Raw genomic sequence first — 18,008 nt, forward strand, 5'->3', positions numbered from 1 at the left:
AAGGGGAGACCACCGATGGCCAACGAAGAGCGGTTGCGCTACTTCCTCAAGCGGGTCACCGCCGACCTGGAAACCGCCCAGGAGCGTATCCGGCACCTGGAGGTACGCGCCGACGAACCGATCGCGATCATTGGTGTGGGCTGCCGGTTCCCCGGTGGCGTGGACTCCCCGGAGTCACTGTGGAACCTCGTCGCGGCGGACGGGGACGGCATCACGCCGTTCCCGGCCGACCGGGGCTGGGACACCGAGGCGCTGTTCGACCCCGACCCGGACAACCCCGGGACGTCGTACGCCGCCGAGGGCGGGTTCCTCAGCGGGGCGGGTGACTTCGACGCCGGCTTCTTCGGGATCAGCCCGCGCGAGGCACTGGCGATGGACCCGGCGCAGCGGCTCCTGCTGGAGGTGTCGTGGGAGGCCATCGAGCGGGCCGGCATCGACCCGGCGTCGCTGTCCGGGTCGCCGACCGGCGTGTTCGCGGGCACCAACGGCTCGGACTACGCGGCCATGCTGATGGGTGCGTCCGAGGGCCTGGAGGGTTACCTCGCCACCGGCAACGCGGGTGCGGTGATCTCCGGCCGGGTGTCGTACTCGCTGGGCCTGGAGGGGCCGGCGGTCACCGTCGACACGGCCTGCTCGTCGTCGCTGGTCGCGCTGCACCTGGCGGCGCAGGCGCTGCGGGCCGGTGAGTGCTCGCTCGCGCTGGCCGGCGGTGTGACAGTGATGGCGACCCCGTCGCTGTTCGTCGGCTTCTCCCGTCAGCGCGGCCTGGCCGCCGACGGCCGTTGCAAGGCCTTCGCCGGTGCCGCCGACGGCACCGGCTTCGCCGAGGGCGCCGGTGTGCTGCTGCTGGAGCGGCTGTCCGAGGCCCAGCGCAACGGGCATCCGGTCCTCGCCGTGGTACGCGGCAGCGCTGTCAACCAGGACGGTGCGTCCAATGGGCTGACCGCCCCGAACGGGCCGTCGCAGCAGCGGGTGATCCAGGCGGCGCTGGTCGACGCCCGGCTCTCGGCGGCGGACGTCGACGTGGTGGAGGCGCACGGGACCGGCACCCGGCTGGGCGACCCGATCGAGGCGCAGGCACTGCTTGCCACCTACGGCCGGGAGCGCCCGGCGGACCAGCCGTTGTGGTTGGGGTCGGTGAAGTCGAACATCGGGCACACACAGGCCGCCGCCGGCGTCGCCGGGATCATCAAGATGGTCGAGGCGCTGCGTCATGAGACGTTGCCGCGGACTCTGCACGTGGACGAGCCGACGCCGCAGGTGGACTGGTCCGACGGTGCGGTGGAGCTGCTGACGGCACCGCGCCCGTGGGCGGCGGGGGAGCGTCCCCGCCGGGCGGGGGTGTCGTCGTTCGGGGTGTCCGGCACGAACGCGCACGTGATCATCGAGGAGGCGCCGGCCGCGCCGGTCGACGAGCCGGTCGTGACGGCGCCGGATGTGCCGTGGCTGTTGTCGGCGGCGGCGCCGGAGGCGCTGCGCGGGCAGGCGGATCGGTTGTCGCGGGTGACGGTGGATCCGGGCGCGGTGGCGTACTCGCTGCTGTCCACCCGGTCGGTGTGGAGCCACCGGGCGGTCGTGCTCGGCCCGGACCACTCTGCGGGCCTGTCCGCCCTCCGGGACGGCCTGCCGTCGGCCTCGGTGGTCTCCGGTTCGGCCCACCCGGACTCGGGCGTGGTGTTCGTCTTCCCCGGTCAGGGTTCGCAGTGGGTCGGCATGGCCACTGGGTTGTTGGATGCGGAGCCGGTGTTCGCGGCGCGGATCGCGGAGTGCGCCGCGGCGCTGGATCCGTTCGTGGACTGGAACCTGCTGGAGGTCTTGCGGTCCGACGATCCGTTGGAGCGGGTGGACGTGGTGCAGCCGGTGTTGTGGGCGGTGCACGTGTCCCTGGCGGAGGTGTGGCGGGCGAAGGGTGTGACTCCGGATGCGGTGATCGGTCATTCGCAGGGGGAGATCGCGGCGGCCTGCGTCGCCGGGGTGCTGTCGCTCAGTGACGCGGCGAAGGTCGTGGCGTTGCGCAGCAAAGCGCTGCTGTCGATCGCGGGCAGTGGTGGGATGGTGTCGGTCAACGCCGGTCTGGACGTAGTCACCCCGTTGTTGACCGAGGGTGTGAGTGTCGCGGTGGTCAATGGTCCGACCAGTGTCGCCGTGGCCGGTGCTGACCTGGATGCGTTCCTGGCGGCTGCGGAGGCGGCCGGGGTGCGGGCGAAGCGGGTCAAGGTGGACTACGCCTCGCACTGCGCTCTGGTCGAGCCCGTGGAAACGGAACTGGCGCGTCTCCTCGACGGGGTGCGAGCGCAACCCGGTGCGGTGCCGGTGTTCTCCACGGTGGAGGACGGCGGCCAGATGGACGCCGGCTACTGGTATCGGAACCTGCGCCAACCGGTGCGCCTCGATCTGGCGGTCGAGGCGGCGCAGGCCGCCGGGCACCGGATCTTCATCGAGGTCAGCGCTCACCCGGTGCTCGCCGGGGCGACCGAGGCCACCACCATCGGCACGCTGCGCCGTGACGCGGGCGGCCCCGAGCAGGTCGTACGGTCGTTGGCCGAGGCGTGGGTGCGGGGCGCGCCGGTCGACTGGAGCACCATCATCGCGGCCACCCGGGTCGTGGACCTGCCGACGTACCCGTTCCAGCACGAGCGTTACTGGCCCACCCGTGGCGGCGCGATCAGCGCGGCCGACCCGGTGGACAGCGAGTTCTGGCAGGCCGTCGAGAACGGCGACCTCACCCCGCTGGGCATCACCGGCGACGGTGGCGAGCTGCTGCCCGCCCTCACCGCCTGGCGCCGCCGCAAGCACGAGCACCACACCCTCGACGACTGGCGGTACCGGGTCACCTGGCAGACCAGGACCACCCCGACCGAGAACACCCTCACCGGCACCTGGCTGGTCCTGCGCCCAACCGGCGAACCCTGGTCGGACGCCGCCGAGGACGCCCTCGCGCAGGCCGGCGCCCGGGTCGTACCGGTGGCCATCGCTCCCGGCCCGATCGACCGGAGCGCCCTCACCGACGCGGTCAACGCCTCCATCGGCGCGACACCCGTCGACGGAGTGCTGTCCCTGTTCTCCCTGCCCGCCGCCGAGGCCGCTGGCGCGGTGCACGACGCGTCCACAGTGCTGCACGGTCTCGCGGACGCGGGCATCACCGCCCCGCTCTGGCTCGCCACCCGCTCCGGAGTCCGGGTCGGCCGTTCCGACGCCGCCCCGGCACCCACGCAGGCAGCGCTCTGGGGCTTCGGCCGGGTCGTCGCACTGGAAGAGCCGCACCGCTGGGGTGGCCTGATCGACCTGCCGGCGCAGCCCGACCCCCGGTCGGCCGCCCGGCTCGTCGCGGCACTCACCGCCGGCGACGACGAGGACCAGTTCGCCGTCCGCGCCTCGGGCCTCTACACCCGCCGGCTGACCCGCGCCCCGCAGGGCACCACTCCCGGGTGGTCGCCGTCGGGCACCGCACTGGTCACCGGCGGCACCGGCGCGATCGGCGCGCACACGGCCCGCTGGCTGGCCCGCAACGGCGCCGAGCACCTGGTGCTCACCAGCCGCCGAGGCCCGGACGCCCCTGGCGCCGACGACCTGCGCGCCGAGTTGGAGCAGGCCGGCGCCCGCGTCACCATCACCGCCTGCGACATCGTCGACCGGGACGCACTGCGCACCCTGATCGACGGCCTGCCGGACCTGACCTCCGTCTTCCACACCGCCGCCGTCCTGGACGACGGCACGCTCGGCAGCCTCGACCGGGACCGGATCGAGCGGGTGCTCGCCCCGAAGGCCGTCGCCGCCCAGCACCTGCACGACCTCACCCGGGACCGGGACCTGACCGCGTTCGTGCTGTTCTCGTCGCTGTCCGGCACCCTCGGCAACGCCGGGCAGGGCGCGTACGCCGCCGCGAACGCGTACCTCGACGCCCTGGCCGAGCAGCGGGCCACCGCCGGCCTGCCGGCCACCTCGATCGCCTGGGGCCGCTGGGGCGACGGTGGCCTCGCCGAGGAGGCCGTACGCCGGGAGCGGCTCAGCCGGGGCGGCCTGGGCGCGATGGACCCGGCGCTGGCCCTCACCGGCCTCGCCGCCGCGATCGGCGCCGGTGAGCCGGCCCTGGCCCTGACCGACGTGGACTGGGAGCGGTTCGCCCCCACCTTCACCGCGGTTCGCCCCAACCCCACCCTCGCCACCCTCTGGGAAGCCGCAGGGAGCACCGGCACCGACCCGTCCGGCGACCTGACCCGGCGGCTGCTGTCGATGACCGCCCGGGACCGTGCCGCAGCGCTGGTCGAGCTGGTCCGCGGGCACGCCGCGGCGGTCCTCGGCCACTCCGGCGCGGACGGCGTGGAACCGGAGCGCGCCTTCCGTGACCTCGGGTTCGACTCCCTCACCGCTGTCGAACTGCGCAACGCGCTCGGCGCGGCCATCGGCCTGCGGCTGCCCGCCACCCTGATCTTCGACCATCCGACCGCCCTCGCCCTCGGCGCCCACCTCGGCGGTCTGCTCGCCGGAGGGGCCGACGGTGACGCCGAGCCGGATGCCGGCCCGGACGCCTCCACCGCCGTCGACCAGGACGACCCGATCGTCGTGGTGGGCATGTCGTGCCGCTTCCCCGGCGGTGCGGACAACCCGGACCAGCTGTGGCAGCTCGTGCACGACGAGGTGGACGCGATCTCCACGTTCCCCGCCGACCGCGGCTGGGACGTCGACAGCGTCTACGACGCCGACCCGGACAACGCCGGCACCAGCTACGTGCGCGAGGGCGGCTTCCTCTACGGCGCCGCCGCGTTCGATCCCGAGTTCTTCGGCATCTCCCCGCGTGAGGCTCTGGCCATGGACCCGCAGCAGCGGCTCCTTCTGGAGACCGCCTGGGAGGCCTTCGAGCACGCCGGCATCGACCCGTCGACCGCCCGCGGCGAGCAGGTCGGCGTCTTCGTCGGCTCGAACGGCCAGGACTACGGCGCCCTGCTCTACGGCTCCACGGAGGGCGTCGAGGGGCACACCATGACCGGCAACGCCGGCAGTGTCGCGTCCGGCCGGATCTCCTACGCGCTCGGCCTGGAGGGACCGGCCGTCACCATCGACACCGCCTGCTCGTCGTCGCTGGTCGCGCTGCACCTCGCCGCCCAGTCGCTGCGCCAGGGCGAGTGCCGCCAGGCGCTGGCCGGCGGCGTCACGGTGATGGCCACCCCGGGCCGGTTCGTCGAGTTCAGCCGCCAGCGCGGGCTCGCCGCCGACGGCCGCTGCAAGGCGTTCGCCGACGGCGCCGACGGCACCGGCTGGGGCGAGGGCGCGGGCATGCTGCTGCTCGAGCGCCGATCCGCGGCGCTGACTGCGGGCCACCAGATCCTCGCCACGGTACGCGGTAGCGCGATCAACCAGGACGGCGCGTCGAACGGGTTGACCGCCCCCAATGGCCCCGCCCAGCAACGGGTGATCCGGGCTGCGCTCGCCGACGCGGGCCTGCGACCCTCCGAGGTGGACCTGGTGGAGGCGCACGGCACCGGCACCCGGCTCGGCGACCCGATCGAGGCCCAGGCGCTGCTCGCCACGTACGGGCAGCACCGACCGGCGGACCGCCCGCTGCGGCTCGGCTCGATCAAGTCGAACATCGGCCACACCCAGGCCGCCGCCGGTGTCGCCGGTGTGATCAAGGTGATCCAGGCGATGCGGTACGGGGTGCTGCCCCGGACGCTGCACGTGGACCAGCCGAGCGCCGAGGTGGACTGGGAGTCCGGTGCGGTAGCGCTGCTCGACCGGTCCCTGCCGTGGGAGGGCGCCGGGCCGCGCCGGGCCGCGGTGTCGTCGTTCGGTATCAGCGGCACGAACGCCCACGTCGTGCTGGAGGGCGACCCGGCCCCCGCGACCGCCGCCCCCGCCACGAACCCGCAGCGCCCAGCCACGTGGCTGCTCAGCTCGCGGACCGAGGAGGGGTTGCGCGACCAGGCCGGGCGGTTGCTCGCCCACCTGGACGAGCACCCGGGGCTGGACCCGTACGACGTCGGTTTCTCCCTCGCCACCACCCGTACCCAGCACCGGCACCGGGCCGCGGTGTTCGGGCGTGCAGAGCTGGCGGCGGTGGCCGCCGGATCACCGGCTCCGATCACCGGTTCGGTGGTGCGGGGCAGGACGGCGTTCGTGTTCTCCGGGCAGGGGTCGCAGCGCCCGGGCATGGGCTTGGAACTGGCCGCCACGTACCCCGTGTTCGCCGAGGCGTTCGACGCGGCCTGCGCGGAGCTGGATCTGCATCTGGACCGTCCGCTGCGGGCGGTGATCGCCGACGGCGGTGAGCTGGACCAGACGGTCTACACGCAGGCCGCGTTGTTCGCTGTCGAGGTCGCGCTGTACCGCCTGGTGGGTGCCACCCCCGACTATCTGGTGGGGCACTCGATCGGTGAGATCGCCGCCGCGCATGTCGCCGGGGTGTTGTCGCTGGCCGACGCGGCGAAGCTGGTTGCCGCGCGGGGTCGCCTGATGCAGGCGTTGCCCGCCGGTGGCGTGATGGTCGCGGTGCGGGCCACCGAGGCGGAGGTGCTGCCGCTGCTGGTCGACGGGGTGTCCGTGGCGGCGGTCAATGGCCCTCGCTCGGTGGTGCTGTCCGGTGCCGCCGACGAGGTGGCATCCGTGGCCGCGCACTTTGAGAAGTCGAAGCGGCTCAAGGTTTCTCACGCGTTCCACTCGGTGTTGATGGAGCCGATGCTGGCGGAGTTCGCACAGGTTGCGGAGACGTTGACCTACGCGTCTCCGCGGATTCCGGTCGTCTCGAACGTGACCGGGCAGATCGGTGCGACGCAGGACGCCGCGTACTGGGTGCGGCACGTGCGGGAGGCGGTCCGCTTCGCCGACGGCATCGCCACCCTGGAAGGCGCGGGCGTCAGCACGTTCGTGGAGATCGGCCCGGACGGTGTGCTGTCGGCGATGGGCGCGGACTGCGTGACCGACGCGGTGTTCGTGCCGGTGCAACGCGCCGACCGGGACCAGCCCACCGCCCTGCGCACCGCGCTCGCCCAGCTTCACGTCCGGGGCGTCGCGGTGGACTGGGCGGCTCTGCACCCCGGAGCGCGCCGGGTCGACCTGCCCACCTACGCCTTCCAACGGCAGCACTACTGGCCCGGTTCGGTCTCCTGGGCCCGGCCCACCGCCGACAACGACGAGCACCTGTGGGACCGCATCGAACGCGCGGACCTCGACGGCATCGGCGCCGAACTCGCCCTGCCGCCCGACGCCACCCTCCCGGCGGTCGTCCGGGCACTCTCCGACTGGCGGCGGCAGGCCCGGCGCAGCTCCACGATCGACGGGTGGCGCTACGGCGTACGCTGGCGCCCCCTGTCCTCGACCGGGACGCCCACCCTGACCGGCACCTGGCTGCTGGTCAGCACCCCGGAGCACCCCACGGCGGAACTCGCCGCCGTGCTGCGCCGACACGGCGCGGCGACCGGAACCGTCACGCTGACACCGGCCGACCTGACCCGGGCCGGCACCGCCGCGCGACTCGGCGCGGCCCTCGACGAACACGGCCCGGTGCACGGCATCCTGTCCCTGCTCGCCCTCGACCAGGAGCCGCACCCCACGCACCCGATCCTCACCAGAGGCGTCGCCGGAACGGTGACGCTGGTCCAGGCCCTCGACCAGCTCGGCGCCACCGCTCCGGTGTGGAGCGTGACCCGCGGCGCCGTCGCGATCGGCGGCTCGGAGCGGGTCGCCGCGCCCGCCCAGGCGCAGGTCTGGGGCCTCGGCCGGGTCGCCGCCCTGGAACAGCCCCGACTGTGGGCCGGTCTGGTCGACCTGCCACCCCTGCTCGACGACCGCGCCGGCTCACGGCTATGCGCCGTGCTGGCCGGTGCCGGCGCCGGAGGCGGTGAGGACCAGGTGGCGGTCCGCGCCTCGGCGATCTTCGGTCGCCGACTGGTCCGCCACCCGCGCAGCACGACACCGGGTCCGCAGTGGCGTCCGCGCGGCACGGTCCTGATTACAGGTGGCACCGGAGCGCTGGGCGGGCGGGTCGCGCGGCTGCTCGCCGAACGAGGAGCCGAGCACCTGCTCCTGCTCAGCCGCCGGGGCGCCGACGCACCCGGGGTGGCCGAACTGACCGGCGAGCTGACCGCGCTCGGCGCCCGGGTCACCGTCGAGGCCTGCGATGTCGCCGACCGGGACGCCCTGGCCGGCGTGCTTGACCGTGTTCCCGCCGACCTGCCGCTGACCGCTGTGGTGCACGCCGCCGGCATCGGCACCCCCGGATCGCTGCGGGACACCGATCTGGACGAGTTTGCCTCCGTGGTCCGCGCCAAGATCGCCGGTGCGGTGCACCTGGACGCGCTGCTCGGCGAACGGCCGCTCGACGCGTTCGTGCTCTTCTCCTCCATCGCGGGGATCTGGGGCAGCGGCGGCCAGGGTGCGTACGCGGCCGCCAACGCGTACCTCGATGCCCTCGCCGAGGCCCGGCGGGGTCGCGGCCTCGCCGGTACCGCGGTGGCCTGGGGTCCGTGGGGCGACGGTGGCATGGCCGAAGGACCAGCCCAGGAGCAGTTGCGCCGCCGTGGCCTGCCGGTGATGAACCCGGAGTCGGCGATCGAGGCGCTCGCCGCCGCCATCGACGACCGCGAGGTGGCGCTCGCCGTCGCCGACGTCGACTGGGCCCGGTTCGCGTTGCCGTTCCAGGCGGTCCGCTCCGGCCGGCTGCTGGACGAGATCGACGAGGCGCGGGCGGCGCTCACCGCCGCCGCGCCGGGCGCCGAGAGCGCGGCCGACGCCGACGCGTTGCGCCGCAGTCTGACCGGCCTGCCGGCAGCCGAGCGGGAACGGGTCGTGCTCGACCTGATCCGCAAGAACGCGGCCACCGTGCTGGGGCACACCGCCCCCGGCGGCGTCGACGTCGACCGCGGGTTCCTGGAACTCGGCTTCGACTCGCTGACCGGGGTGGAGCTGCGCAACGCGCTCTCCGCCGACCTCGGCCTGCCGTTGCCCGCGACGCTGATCTTCGACTACCCGTCACCGCTGGTCCTGGCCGAGCACGTCCTCGACCAGTTGGCCGGCCCGGAGGCGGGCGGGGACCCGGAGGAGCAGCAGGTCCGGCAGGTCCTGTCCCGGATCCCGGTGGAGCGGCTGCGCGCGGCCGGCCTGCTGGACACCCTGCTCGGCCTGGCACAGACCGGGCCGGAGGCGCCGGATGCGCCGCCGGCCACCGATGACGACGGTGAGGACCTGGCCGAGCTCGATGTCAGCGAGCTGGTCCGCCTCGCCCTCGACGGCACCGAGAGCTGACGGGGAGTAAACGATGGCCACGAGTTACGACGAGGTGGTGGCGGCGCTGCGTGCGGCGCTCGCCGACAACAAGCGGCTGAAGCAGCGCAACGCCGTCCCGGCGGCCCCGCCCGCGCCCGAGCCGATCGCGATCGTCTCGATGGGCTGCCGGCTGCCCGGCGGGATCCGCGGCCCCGAGCAGCTCTGGGACCTGGTGACCGACGGCCGGGACGCGATCGGCGAGTTCCCGCCCGACCGGGGCTGGGACCTGGGTGCCCTGTCCGAGCTCAGCACCGCCGGCGCCGGCGCGTTCCTCTACGACGCGGGTGACTTCGATCCCGGCTTCTTCGGTATCTCGCCGCGCGAGGCGATCGCCATGGACCCGCAGCAGAGGCTGCTCCTGGAGACCGCTTGGGAGACCTTCGAGCGGGCCGGGATCGACCGGGCCACCGCCCGGGGCAGCCGCACCGGCGTCTTCGCCGGCACCAACAACCAGGACTACACCGGCGTGCTGGTCGCCGCCCTGGCGCAGGGCTTCGACGGGCACCTCGGCACCGGCAACTCGGCGAGCGTGGTCTCCGGGCGGATCTCGTACACGTTCGGCCTGGAGGGGCCGGCGCTCACAGTGGACACCGCCTGCTCGTCGTCGCTGGTCGCGGTGCATCTCGCCGCCCAGTCCCTGCGCGACGGCGAGTGCAGTCTGGCGCTGGCCGGCGGCGTCGCGGTGATGGCCACCCCATCGGTGTTCGTCGAGTTCTCCCGGCAGGGTGGGCTCGCCACCAACGGCCGCTGCAAGTCGTTCGCCGCCGCCGCCGACGGCACCGGTTGGGGCGAGGGCGCCGCGATGGTCCTGCTGGAACGGCTGTCCGACGCCCGCCGCAACGGCCATCCGGTGCTCGCCGTGCTGCGCGGCAGCGCTGTCAACCAGGACGGCGCGTCCAGTGGCCTGACCGCCCCGAACGGCCCCGCCCAGCAGCGGGTGATCCGGACCGCGCTGGCCAACGCCCGGCTCACCGCGGCCGACGTCGACGTGGTGGAGGCGCACGGCACCGGCACCCGGCTGGGTGACCCGATCGAGGCGCAGGCGCTGCTGGCCACGTACGGCCAGGACCGGCCGGCCGACCAGCCGGTGTGGCTCGGCTCGATCAAGTCCAACATCGGCCACACCCAGGCCGCCGCCGGGGTCACCGGCATCATCAAGATGGTCCAGGCGATGCGCCACGGTGTCCTGCCGGCCACCCTGCACGTCGATCGGCCCACCCCGCAGGTGGACTGGTCCGCCGGAGCCGTCGAACTGCTCACCTCGGCGCGCCCGTGGCCCACCACGGGTCGGCCGCGTCGCGCCGCCGTCTCCTCGTTCGGGGTCAGCGGCACCAACGCCCACGTGATCCTCGAACAACCGGCGGAGGAAGAGGACCGGCTCGCCACCCCGGGGACCCGTGCGACGCACGACGTCCTGGCCTGGCCGGTGTCGGCCCGCGAGCCCGCCGGGCTCCGGGCCCAGGCGGCACAACTGCTCGACCACCTGAGGGAGCACCCCGGCCTGGACCCGGCCGACGTGGCCGGCTCGCTCGCTGTCACCCGGTCGCACTTCGAGTACCGGGCGGTGGCGGTCGGCACCGGGACGGACAGCCTGACCGCGGCGCTGACGCGGATCGCCGACGGGACCGACCCGGGCGACCTCGCGACCGCCCGGCCGCAGGTGGCCTTCGTCTTCTCCGGCCAGGGCGCCCAGCGGGCCGGTACGGGCCGGGACCTGTACGCCACCTTCCCGGTGTACGCCGAGGCGTTCGACGCGGTGTGCGCCGAACTCGACGTCCACCTGGACCGGTCGATCCGGGAGGTGATCCTCGACGACGAGGCGGCGCTGCAGCGGACCGGGTACGCCCAGGCGGCGCTGTTCGCCGTCGAGGTCGCGCTGTACCGCCTGGTCACGTCGTTCGGAGTGGTGCCGGATCAGCTCATCGGCCACTCCACCGGGGAGATCGCGGCGGCGCACGTGGCCGGGGTGCTGTCGCTGCCCGACGCGGCGGCGCTCGTCGCGGCACGGGGCGGCTCATCCAGGCACTCCCGGCCGGTGGCGTGATGGTCGCGGTCCGGGCAACGGAGGCGGAGGTCCGCGAGGCGCTCACCGGCCACGAGGCGGTGGTGTCCGTCGCCGCGGTGAACGGGCCGAAGTCGGTGGTGGTGGCCGGTGCGGCGGAGGCGGTCGAGCAGGTCGTCGCCCGGTTCGGCAAGACCCGGACGCTGGACGTGGGTCACGCCCTGCACTCGCCGCTGATGGCGCCGATGACCGCGGACTTCGCCCAGGCCATCGGCGGGCTGACCCACGCGCCCGCCCGCATCCCGGTCATCTCCACGGTCACCGGCGACGTCGCCAAGTTCGGCACCGACTACTGGGTGGACCAGATCCGCGCCACAGTGCGCTTCGCGGACGGCATCCGGGCTCTGCACGAGCGGGGCGTCAGCGCCTACCTGGAGATCGGCCCGGACGCGGTGCTCACCCCACTGGGCGCCGACTGCGTCGAGGGCGCCGACCGGGACAACGCCCCGCTGTTCGTCGCCGCGCAGTCACGCGACGGGGTCGAGGCCCTGGTCACCGCGCTCGCCCGACTGCACTGCCGGGGCGTACGACTGGACTGGGCGGCGCTGCTGCCCGGGACCACGCGGGTCGACCTGCCCACCTACCCGTTCCAGCGGCAGCACTACTGGCCGGCGCTGGAACCGGTCGCGATGCCGACCGCCGCGGCACCCGCCGAGCAGCCGCCGGCCGTCTCGTCGGCGCCGGTCCTGTCGCGGGACTCCGCGTTCGAGGAGGTCCGCGACCTCATCCGGCAGGAGACCGCCGAGATGCTCGGCTACTCCGGCATCGAGTCCATCCGGCCCGGGCGAGACTTCCTCGAACTCGGCGTCGACTCGGTGATCGCGCAGGAGATCCGCCACCGTCTCAGCGCCGCCACCGGTCTCACCCTGGCCCCCGGTCTGCTCTTCGCCCACCAGGACCCGGACCGGCTGGCCCGGCACCTGATGGCGGAGATGGCCGGGACGACCGCGGCCTCACCGGCCCCCACGCTGGACGTGATGTTCCGGCAGGCGCGGCACCGCGACGACCTGCACGAGTTCACGACACTGCTGATGCGGCTGGCCGAGTACCGGCCGAGCTTCACCGCGGCCGACGTGGACGAGGGGCGGGTGGCCGTACCCGCTCTGGCGCGCCTGGCCGAGGACGGCGGCGGCCCACGGATCATCGCCTGCTGCACCACCTCGCTGATGGCCGGGCCGCAGGAGTACGCCCGGCTGGCCGGCGCCCTGCGCGGTCGGTACCAGATCTCCGCCCTGGTCAACCCCGGTTACCAGGAGGACGAGCCGGCCCCCGCCGACCTGGCCGCCGCGCTGCGCCTCCAGGTCCGGGCGATCCGCGCGGACGTCGGCGCCGAGCCGTTCATCCTGCTCGGACACTCGGCCGGCGGCCTGGTCGCCAACGCCCTCGCCGCCGAGCTGGAGGCCGAGGGCGTCGGTCCGGCCGCCGTGGTGCTGCTCGACTCCTACCCGCCGGCCGACGCGGTGCTCGGCCGGTGGATACCCGAACTGCTCGACGGCCTGGACCTGGACGACGCCGGCGTGGCCGATCAGCGGTATCTCGCCTGGGCGTCCTACGTGCGTCACTACGGCGACTTCGAGCCGCTGCCCACCAGCGCACCGACCCTGCTGGTCCGCGCCGGTGAGCCCCTCGGCACGGTGCCGGACGACCGCGACTGGCGGCCGTCCTGGCAGCACCCGCACACCGTGGCCGACGCCACCGGCAACCACTTCACCATGGTCGGCGACCAGGTCGACCGCACCGCGCAGACAGTGCACGACTGGCTGACCGCGACCCTCTGACCTGACTTTCGTGAACGGAGACCCGACATGACCATCACGACGACCAGCACTGTCGACACCAGCCTGTGGCTGCGCCGGTTCCACCCGAAGCCGGACGCGCCGGTGCGTCTGGTCTGCCTACCGCACGCCGGCGGCTCGGCCAGTTACTATCACCCGGTCTCGCGCGCCCTGACCGGCGTCGAGGTGTTCGCGGTGCAGTACCCCGGCCGGCAGGACCGTCGCGCCGAGCCCTGCATCGACACCGTTCACGGCCTGGCCGCCAGGGTCGCCGAGCAGGTCGCCACGCTCGCCGACCGCCCGATCGCCCTGTTCGGCCACAGCATGGGCGCCTCGGTCGCCTTCGAGGTGGCCCGGCTCCTCGAGGAGGACGGCATCGTCCTGAAGCACCTGTTCGCCTCCGGGCGGCGTGCGCCCTCGCGGCACCGCGACGAGCACATCCACCAGCTGGGTGACAACGGCCTGATCGCGGAGATGCGCCGGCTCAACGGCACCGAGGGCAAACTGCTCGACGACGACGAGCTGATCCGCATGATCATCGGGGCGATCCGCAACGACTACAAGGCCGCGGAGACCTATGTGTACCGACCCGGCCCGCCACTGTCCTGCCCGATCACGGTGATGACCGGCGATTCGGACCCGAAGGTCACCGTGGACGAGGCCGACTCCTGGCGGACGCACACGACGGGCCCCTACGCCATGAAAGTTTATAGGGGTGGTCACTTCTACCTGAACAACCACCAGACGGACATACTGGAGACCATTGTGGATCGCCTGACGGCAGGCTGACGGCAACGGCGGCCCGACCAGTCCGAGACTTCCGGAGGTACCAGTGACAACCCCGACACCCACGCCGGCTCTGCGGCTCATCGGGCTGTCCAAGGCATTCGGTGACAAGCGTGCCGTCGATCACGTCGATCTGGAGGTTCCGGGCGGCTCGTTCTTCGGGCTGGTCGGTCCCAACGGGGCCGGCAAGACCACATCGCTGTCCATGGCGGTCGGGCTGCTGCGCCCCGACAGCGGTCGCGCCGAGATCTTCGGCGTGGACGTCTGGGCCGACCCGGTCCGGGCCAAGGAACTGATCGGCGTCCTGCCCGACGGCCTCGGCATGCCCGAGCGGCTCACCGGCCGGGAGGTGCTCAGCTACCTGGGTCTGCTGCGGGGCATGGAGCCCGAGGCGGTCGCCAAGCGCAGCCAGGAGCTGCTGGAGGTCCTCGAACTCGACCGGGCCGACAGCACCCTGGTCCTCGAATACTCGACCGGCATGCGCAAGAAGATCGGCCTGGCCACGGCCCTGCTGCACGCACCGAAGCTGCTGGTGCTCGACGAGCCCCTGGAGGCCGTCGACCCCGTCTCGGCGGCGACGATCAAGGTGATCCTCCAGCGCTTCGTCGCCGCCGGCGGCTCGGTGGTCTTCTCCAGTCACGTCATGCCGGTCGTCGAGCAGCTCTGCGACCACGTCGCGGTCGTCACCGACGGCCGGGTGGTCGCCTCCGGCCCGCTCGACGAGGTCCGCGGCGGCAGCTCCCTGGAGAACCGGTTCGTCGACCTGGTCGGCGGCCAGCCGGTGAGCGCGGGGGAGCTGTCATGGTTGGCATCCTGATCCGGATGAAGCTGGCCGTTCTGCGGCACTCGATGACCGGGCAGCGTGCCGCCGACATGATCGGTGGCGGCGTGCTGGGCCTGGTCCTCGCCGGCGGCACGATCTGGCTGGCCCTGCACGACTGGCCGGTCGACGGCCTGCCGCTGGACCTGGTCGGCGCGGCGTTCGCCATCTGGATGATCGGCTGGCTGTTCGGCCCGGTGCTGTTCGGTGGGGGCGACGAGACGCTGCGCCCGGAGCACCTGGCCCTGCTGCCGATCCCGCCGCGCCGGCTCGCCACCGGTCTGCTCGCCGTCGCGTTCGTCGGCGTCGCCCCGGTGGTCAGCCTGGTGGCCTTCACCGCGCTGATCGTCGTCGCTCTCCCGGTCGGTGGTGCCGCCGCCCTGATCGCGGTGCCGGTGGTCTTCCTCCAACTGCTGTTCGTGGTGCTCGCCTCCCGGTTCGTCACCGCCGCGCTCAGCACGCTGATGCGCGCCAAGATCGGTGCGGTCCTGGCCGCCGTGATCAGCGGCGGCATCCTGGCGCTCACGCACACCGGGTGGGTGCTCAAACCCACCATCCAGCACGCCCTCACCGCCGGTTTCCCGGAGAACCTGGCGGACTGGGTGCGCCGCCTGCCGTCCGGCTGGGGCATCGTCGCGGTGGAGGCCGCCGGCCGTGGTGACTGGCTGCTCGCCCTCGCCGCGCCGGCCGGTCTCGCCGTACTCAGCGTGCTGGCCATGCTCGGTTGGTCCGCGCTGCTGGTCCGCCGGCTCAGCCACCGGGGCGCAAGCGGCCGCCCGGCCCGTGGCCGCACCGCCGCGCAGCAGATCCGCGGTGGCGGCGTGCGAGCCGTCGTCGGTCGTGAGCTGCGCACCGCGTCCCGGGACCTGATGCGCTTTCACTACCTGGTCTTCTCCCTGGTCTACGCGCTGGCGTTCTGCCTGCTGCCGCTCCTGGTCGACCTGCCGATCTTCGTGCCGTTCATCGGTGTCGCGTTCGGCATCTGGGCCGCCGCCATCTCCGCCAACCTGTACGGCGAGGACGGCACGGTGATCTGGCAGACCGTGCTCACCCCCGGGGCCGCCCGCAAGGACGTCCGCGGTCGTCAGCTCGCCTGGCTGCTGCTGACCGCCCCGGCGGTCGTGGTCCTCAGCGTCGTGCCGACAGTGCTCAGTGGGCAGACGTGGGCCTGGCCGTGGCTGGCCGCCCTGGTGCCGGCCCTCATCGGCGGCGGCGCCGGCGTCATCGTGCTGATCTCGGTGCTGCGCCCGGTGCCGATGACCGACCCGCACAAGCGCAGCGGCAACCTCCTGGAGAACGGCACCGACTTCACCCAGGTGCTGCTCATGCTGGTGCTGGTCGCCGCCACCGCGGCCCCCGCCTATCTCACCGTCCGTTACGGCCCGGAGTGGGCGGGCGCCGGGGTCGGCCTGGTCACTGGCATCCTGCTGGCCTGGCTGCTCGGCGATCTGGCCGCCAAGCACCTGGAAGCGACCGGCCCCGACCTGCTCGCCACCATGCGGGCCTCCACCTCCCGCAAGAGCAACCTCAGCGGCGACGTCGACTGGGACCAGATCACCGCCTCCCTCGGCGGGGTGGATCTCGGCGAGAGCCGCCTCGGCATCGACAAGGCGTCGCCGGCCCGCCGCGCCGTCATCTACGTGTGCTTCACCGTCTGCTGGGTCCCGCTGGTCGCCCAGGGCGTCGTTCCGGCCTTCCTGAAATACAGCGACCCCGACCGCGACTCCTGGTTCGTGGCCCGCCTCGTCCCCGAGGCGCTGCACTGGCCGGTCGTCGGCGTCATGGTCGTGCTCGGCCTGGGTCTCATCGCCGTCGGCTTCCACCAGCTGCGGGTGGCCCGTGCGGAGAGCCGCCAGGCCACGGTGGACCGGGCCGGCCACGCTCCGGTGGTGACTCGCCAACCCGAGAAGGTGGACGAGCTGAACCACTGACCGGACGGAAAAGGGGCTCGGCCACCGTGGTGGCCGAGCCCCTTTCGCGTGCCTGGAGCGTCACCAGGCGATGGGCAGCTCGCGTACGCCGTAGATCAGGGACTCGGAGCGCAGCGGAACGTCCTCGATCGCCCCGTGCAGGCGCAGGCCGGGGAAGCGGGTGAACAGGGCCCGCAGGGCGATCCTGAGTTCCGCGCGGGCGAGTTGCTGGCCGATGCAGAGGTGCACGCCGTGGCCGAAGGCGAGGTGCTGGTTGCCGGTCCGGGTCACGTCGAGGACGCCGGGATCGGCATAGCGGGACGGGTCGCGGTTGGCGGCGGACAGCGAGAGGCTGACGCTCTCGCCGGCGCGGATGAGCTGCCCGCCCACCGGCACGTCCTCGGTGGCGAGGCGGGTCACGCCGAACTGGAAGGTCGGTAGATAGCGGAGCAGCTCCTCGACGGCGTCCGGGACCCGGTCCAGGTCGGCGCGCAGGACGGCCAGCTGCTCGGGGTTGCTGAGCAGCGCGAACACGCCGAGGCTGAGCTGGTTGGCGGTGGTCTCGTGGCCGCCGACGAGCAGCAGCATGGCGATGCTGGTCAGCTCCTCGTCGGTGAGCGGGTCGTCGTCCGAGTCGTGGATCAGGCCGGAGATCAGGGCGCCGTCCGGCTCGTCGTGTTTGGTGGCGACCAGGGCGGCCAGATACTGGCGCAGGTTCCAGGCGGACATCCCGATCTCCATCGGGGTGGCGTCGGTGCGCAGCATCGCCGCGGTCAGCGTCTGGAACTGGGCGCGCTCGGCGTAGGGGACGCCGAGCAGCTCGCAGATGACCAGCGAGGGGATCGGCAGGGCGAAGTCCCGGACCAGGTCGGCAGGCGCGCCGGCGGCCTCGATCGCGTCGAGGCGCTCGGTCACGATCTCCGCGATCCGCGGCTCCAGGGCGCGGACCCGGCGCATCGTGAACTGGCCCATCAGCATCTTGCGGTAGCGCGTGTGGTGCGGCGGGTCGACGTGGATGAAGAACGCCGGGTCCGGCGGAAGCAGCTTGGCCTCCTCCGGTATCACCTGGATCGGGTTGGACGCCTTGAGGATGTCCGCGCTGAACCGGTTGTCGGCGAGCACCGCGCGGACGTCCTCGGCCCGGGTGACCAGCCAGCCGACCGAACCGTCGGCCATGATCAGCGGACTGACCGGGTGTTCCTCGGCGCGCTGGAGGAGTTCGTCGGGTGGGGAGAACGGACACTTGCCGCGCTGTCGGGGCAGCGGAGCCGGCTCCCCGGTGCCCGATCCGGCCGGGGCGGGCTGTTGCGTCGCACTGGTCATCGTCACCACTCATTTCCGCATGGACATTGTCTCCACGTTAGGTTGAACGGGCCGTCAGGAAATGCGCCCCGATC

The 18,008-nt window shown here is 73.3% G+C and carries 5 protein-coding genes and 2 pseudogenes; 6 read left to right on the forward strand and 1 reads right to left on the reverse strand.

What is annotated here, in order from left to right; translation table 11 throughout:
* Window positions 1-33: 33 nt before the first annotated feature.
* From AC3CF1_RS00040 to AC3CF1_RS00065, 6 genes and pseudogenes are all read left to right on the forward strand, one after another.
* Window positions 34-9,237 carry a type I polyketide synthase gene (locus AC3CF1_RS00040; protein WP_488452021.1) on the forward strand — a complete coding sequence of 3,068 codons (9,204 nt, stop codon included), beginning with the start codon at window positions 34-36 and terminating at the stop codon, window positions 9,235-9,237.
* 37 nt (window positions 9,238-9,274) lie between these two features.
* Window positions 9,275-12,183, forward strand: a pseudogene (locus tag AC3CF1_RS00045) (type I polyketide synthase); the annotation flags it as partial.
* Between the two features lie 297 nt (window positions 12,184-12,480).
* A pseudogene (locus tag AC3CF1_RS00050) lies at window positions 12,481-13,098 on the forward strand (alpha/beta fold hydrolase); the annotation flags it as partial.
* Window positions 13,099-13,125: 27 nt separating this feature from the next.
* Complete coding sequence (locus AC3CF1_RS00055) at window positions 13,126-13,884, forward strand: thioesterase II family protein (protein WP_282102593.1); 759 nt, start codon at window positions 13,126-13,128, stop codon at window positions 13,882-13,884.
* A gap of 43 nt (window positions 13,885-13,927) precedes the next feature.
* Complete coding sequence (locus tag AC3CF1_RS00060; protein ID WP_210924083.1) at window positions 13,928-14,698, forward strand: ABC transporter ATP-binding protein; 771 nt, start codon at window positions 13,928-13,930, stop codon at window positions 14,696-14,698.
* Window positions 14,683-16,632 carry a hypothetical protein gene (locus AC3CF1_RS00065; RefSeq protein WP_488449193.1) on the forward strand — a complete coding sequence of 650 codons (1,950 nt, stop codon included), beginning with the start codon at window positions 14,683-14,685 and terminating at the stop codon, window positions 16,630-16,632. The genes AC3CF1_RS00060 and AC3CF1_RS00065 overlap by 16 nt, the downstream gene beginning before the upstream one ends.
* 60 nt (window positions 16,633-16,692) lie before the next feature.
* Here AC3CF1_RS00065 and AC3CF1_RS00070 read toward each other — a convergent pair whose 3' ends face one another.
* Window positions 16,693-17,934, reverse strand: coding sequence for a cytochrome P450 (locus AC3CF1_RS00070; RefSeq protein ID WP_488449194.1), 1,242 nt, complete (start codon window positions 17,932-17,934; stop codon window positions 16,693-16,695).
* Window positions 17,935-18,008: the final 74 nt, after the last annotated feature.

It is taken from the genome of Micromonospora sp. MGP-C2, from assembly GCF_057766525.1.

What these genes read in the sequence shown, in the direction of transcription:
- AC3CF1_RS00055 (WP_282102593.1), top strand. Translation starts at nt 13,126, where the DNA reads ATGACCATCACGACGACCAGCACTGTCGACACCAGCCTGTGGCTGCGC.
- AC3CF1_RS00065 (WP_488449193.1), top strand. Translation starts at nt 14,683, where the DNA reads ATGGTTGGCATCCTGATCCGGATGAAGCTGGCCGTTCTGCGGCACTCG.
- AC3CF1_RS00070 (WP_488449194.1), bottom strand. Translation starts at nt 17,934, where the DNA reads ATGACCAGTGCGACGCAACAGCCCGCCCCGGCCGGATCGGGCACCGGG.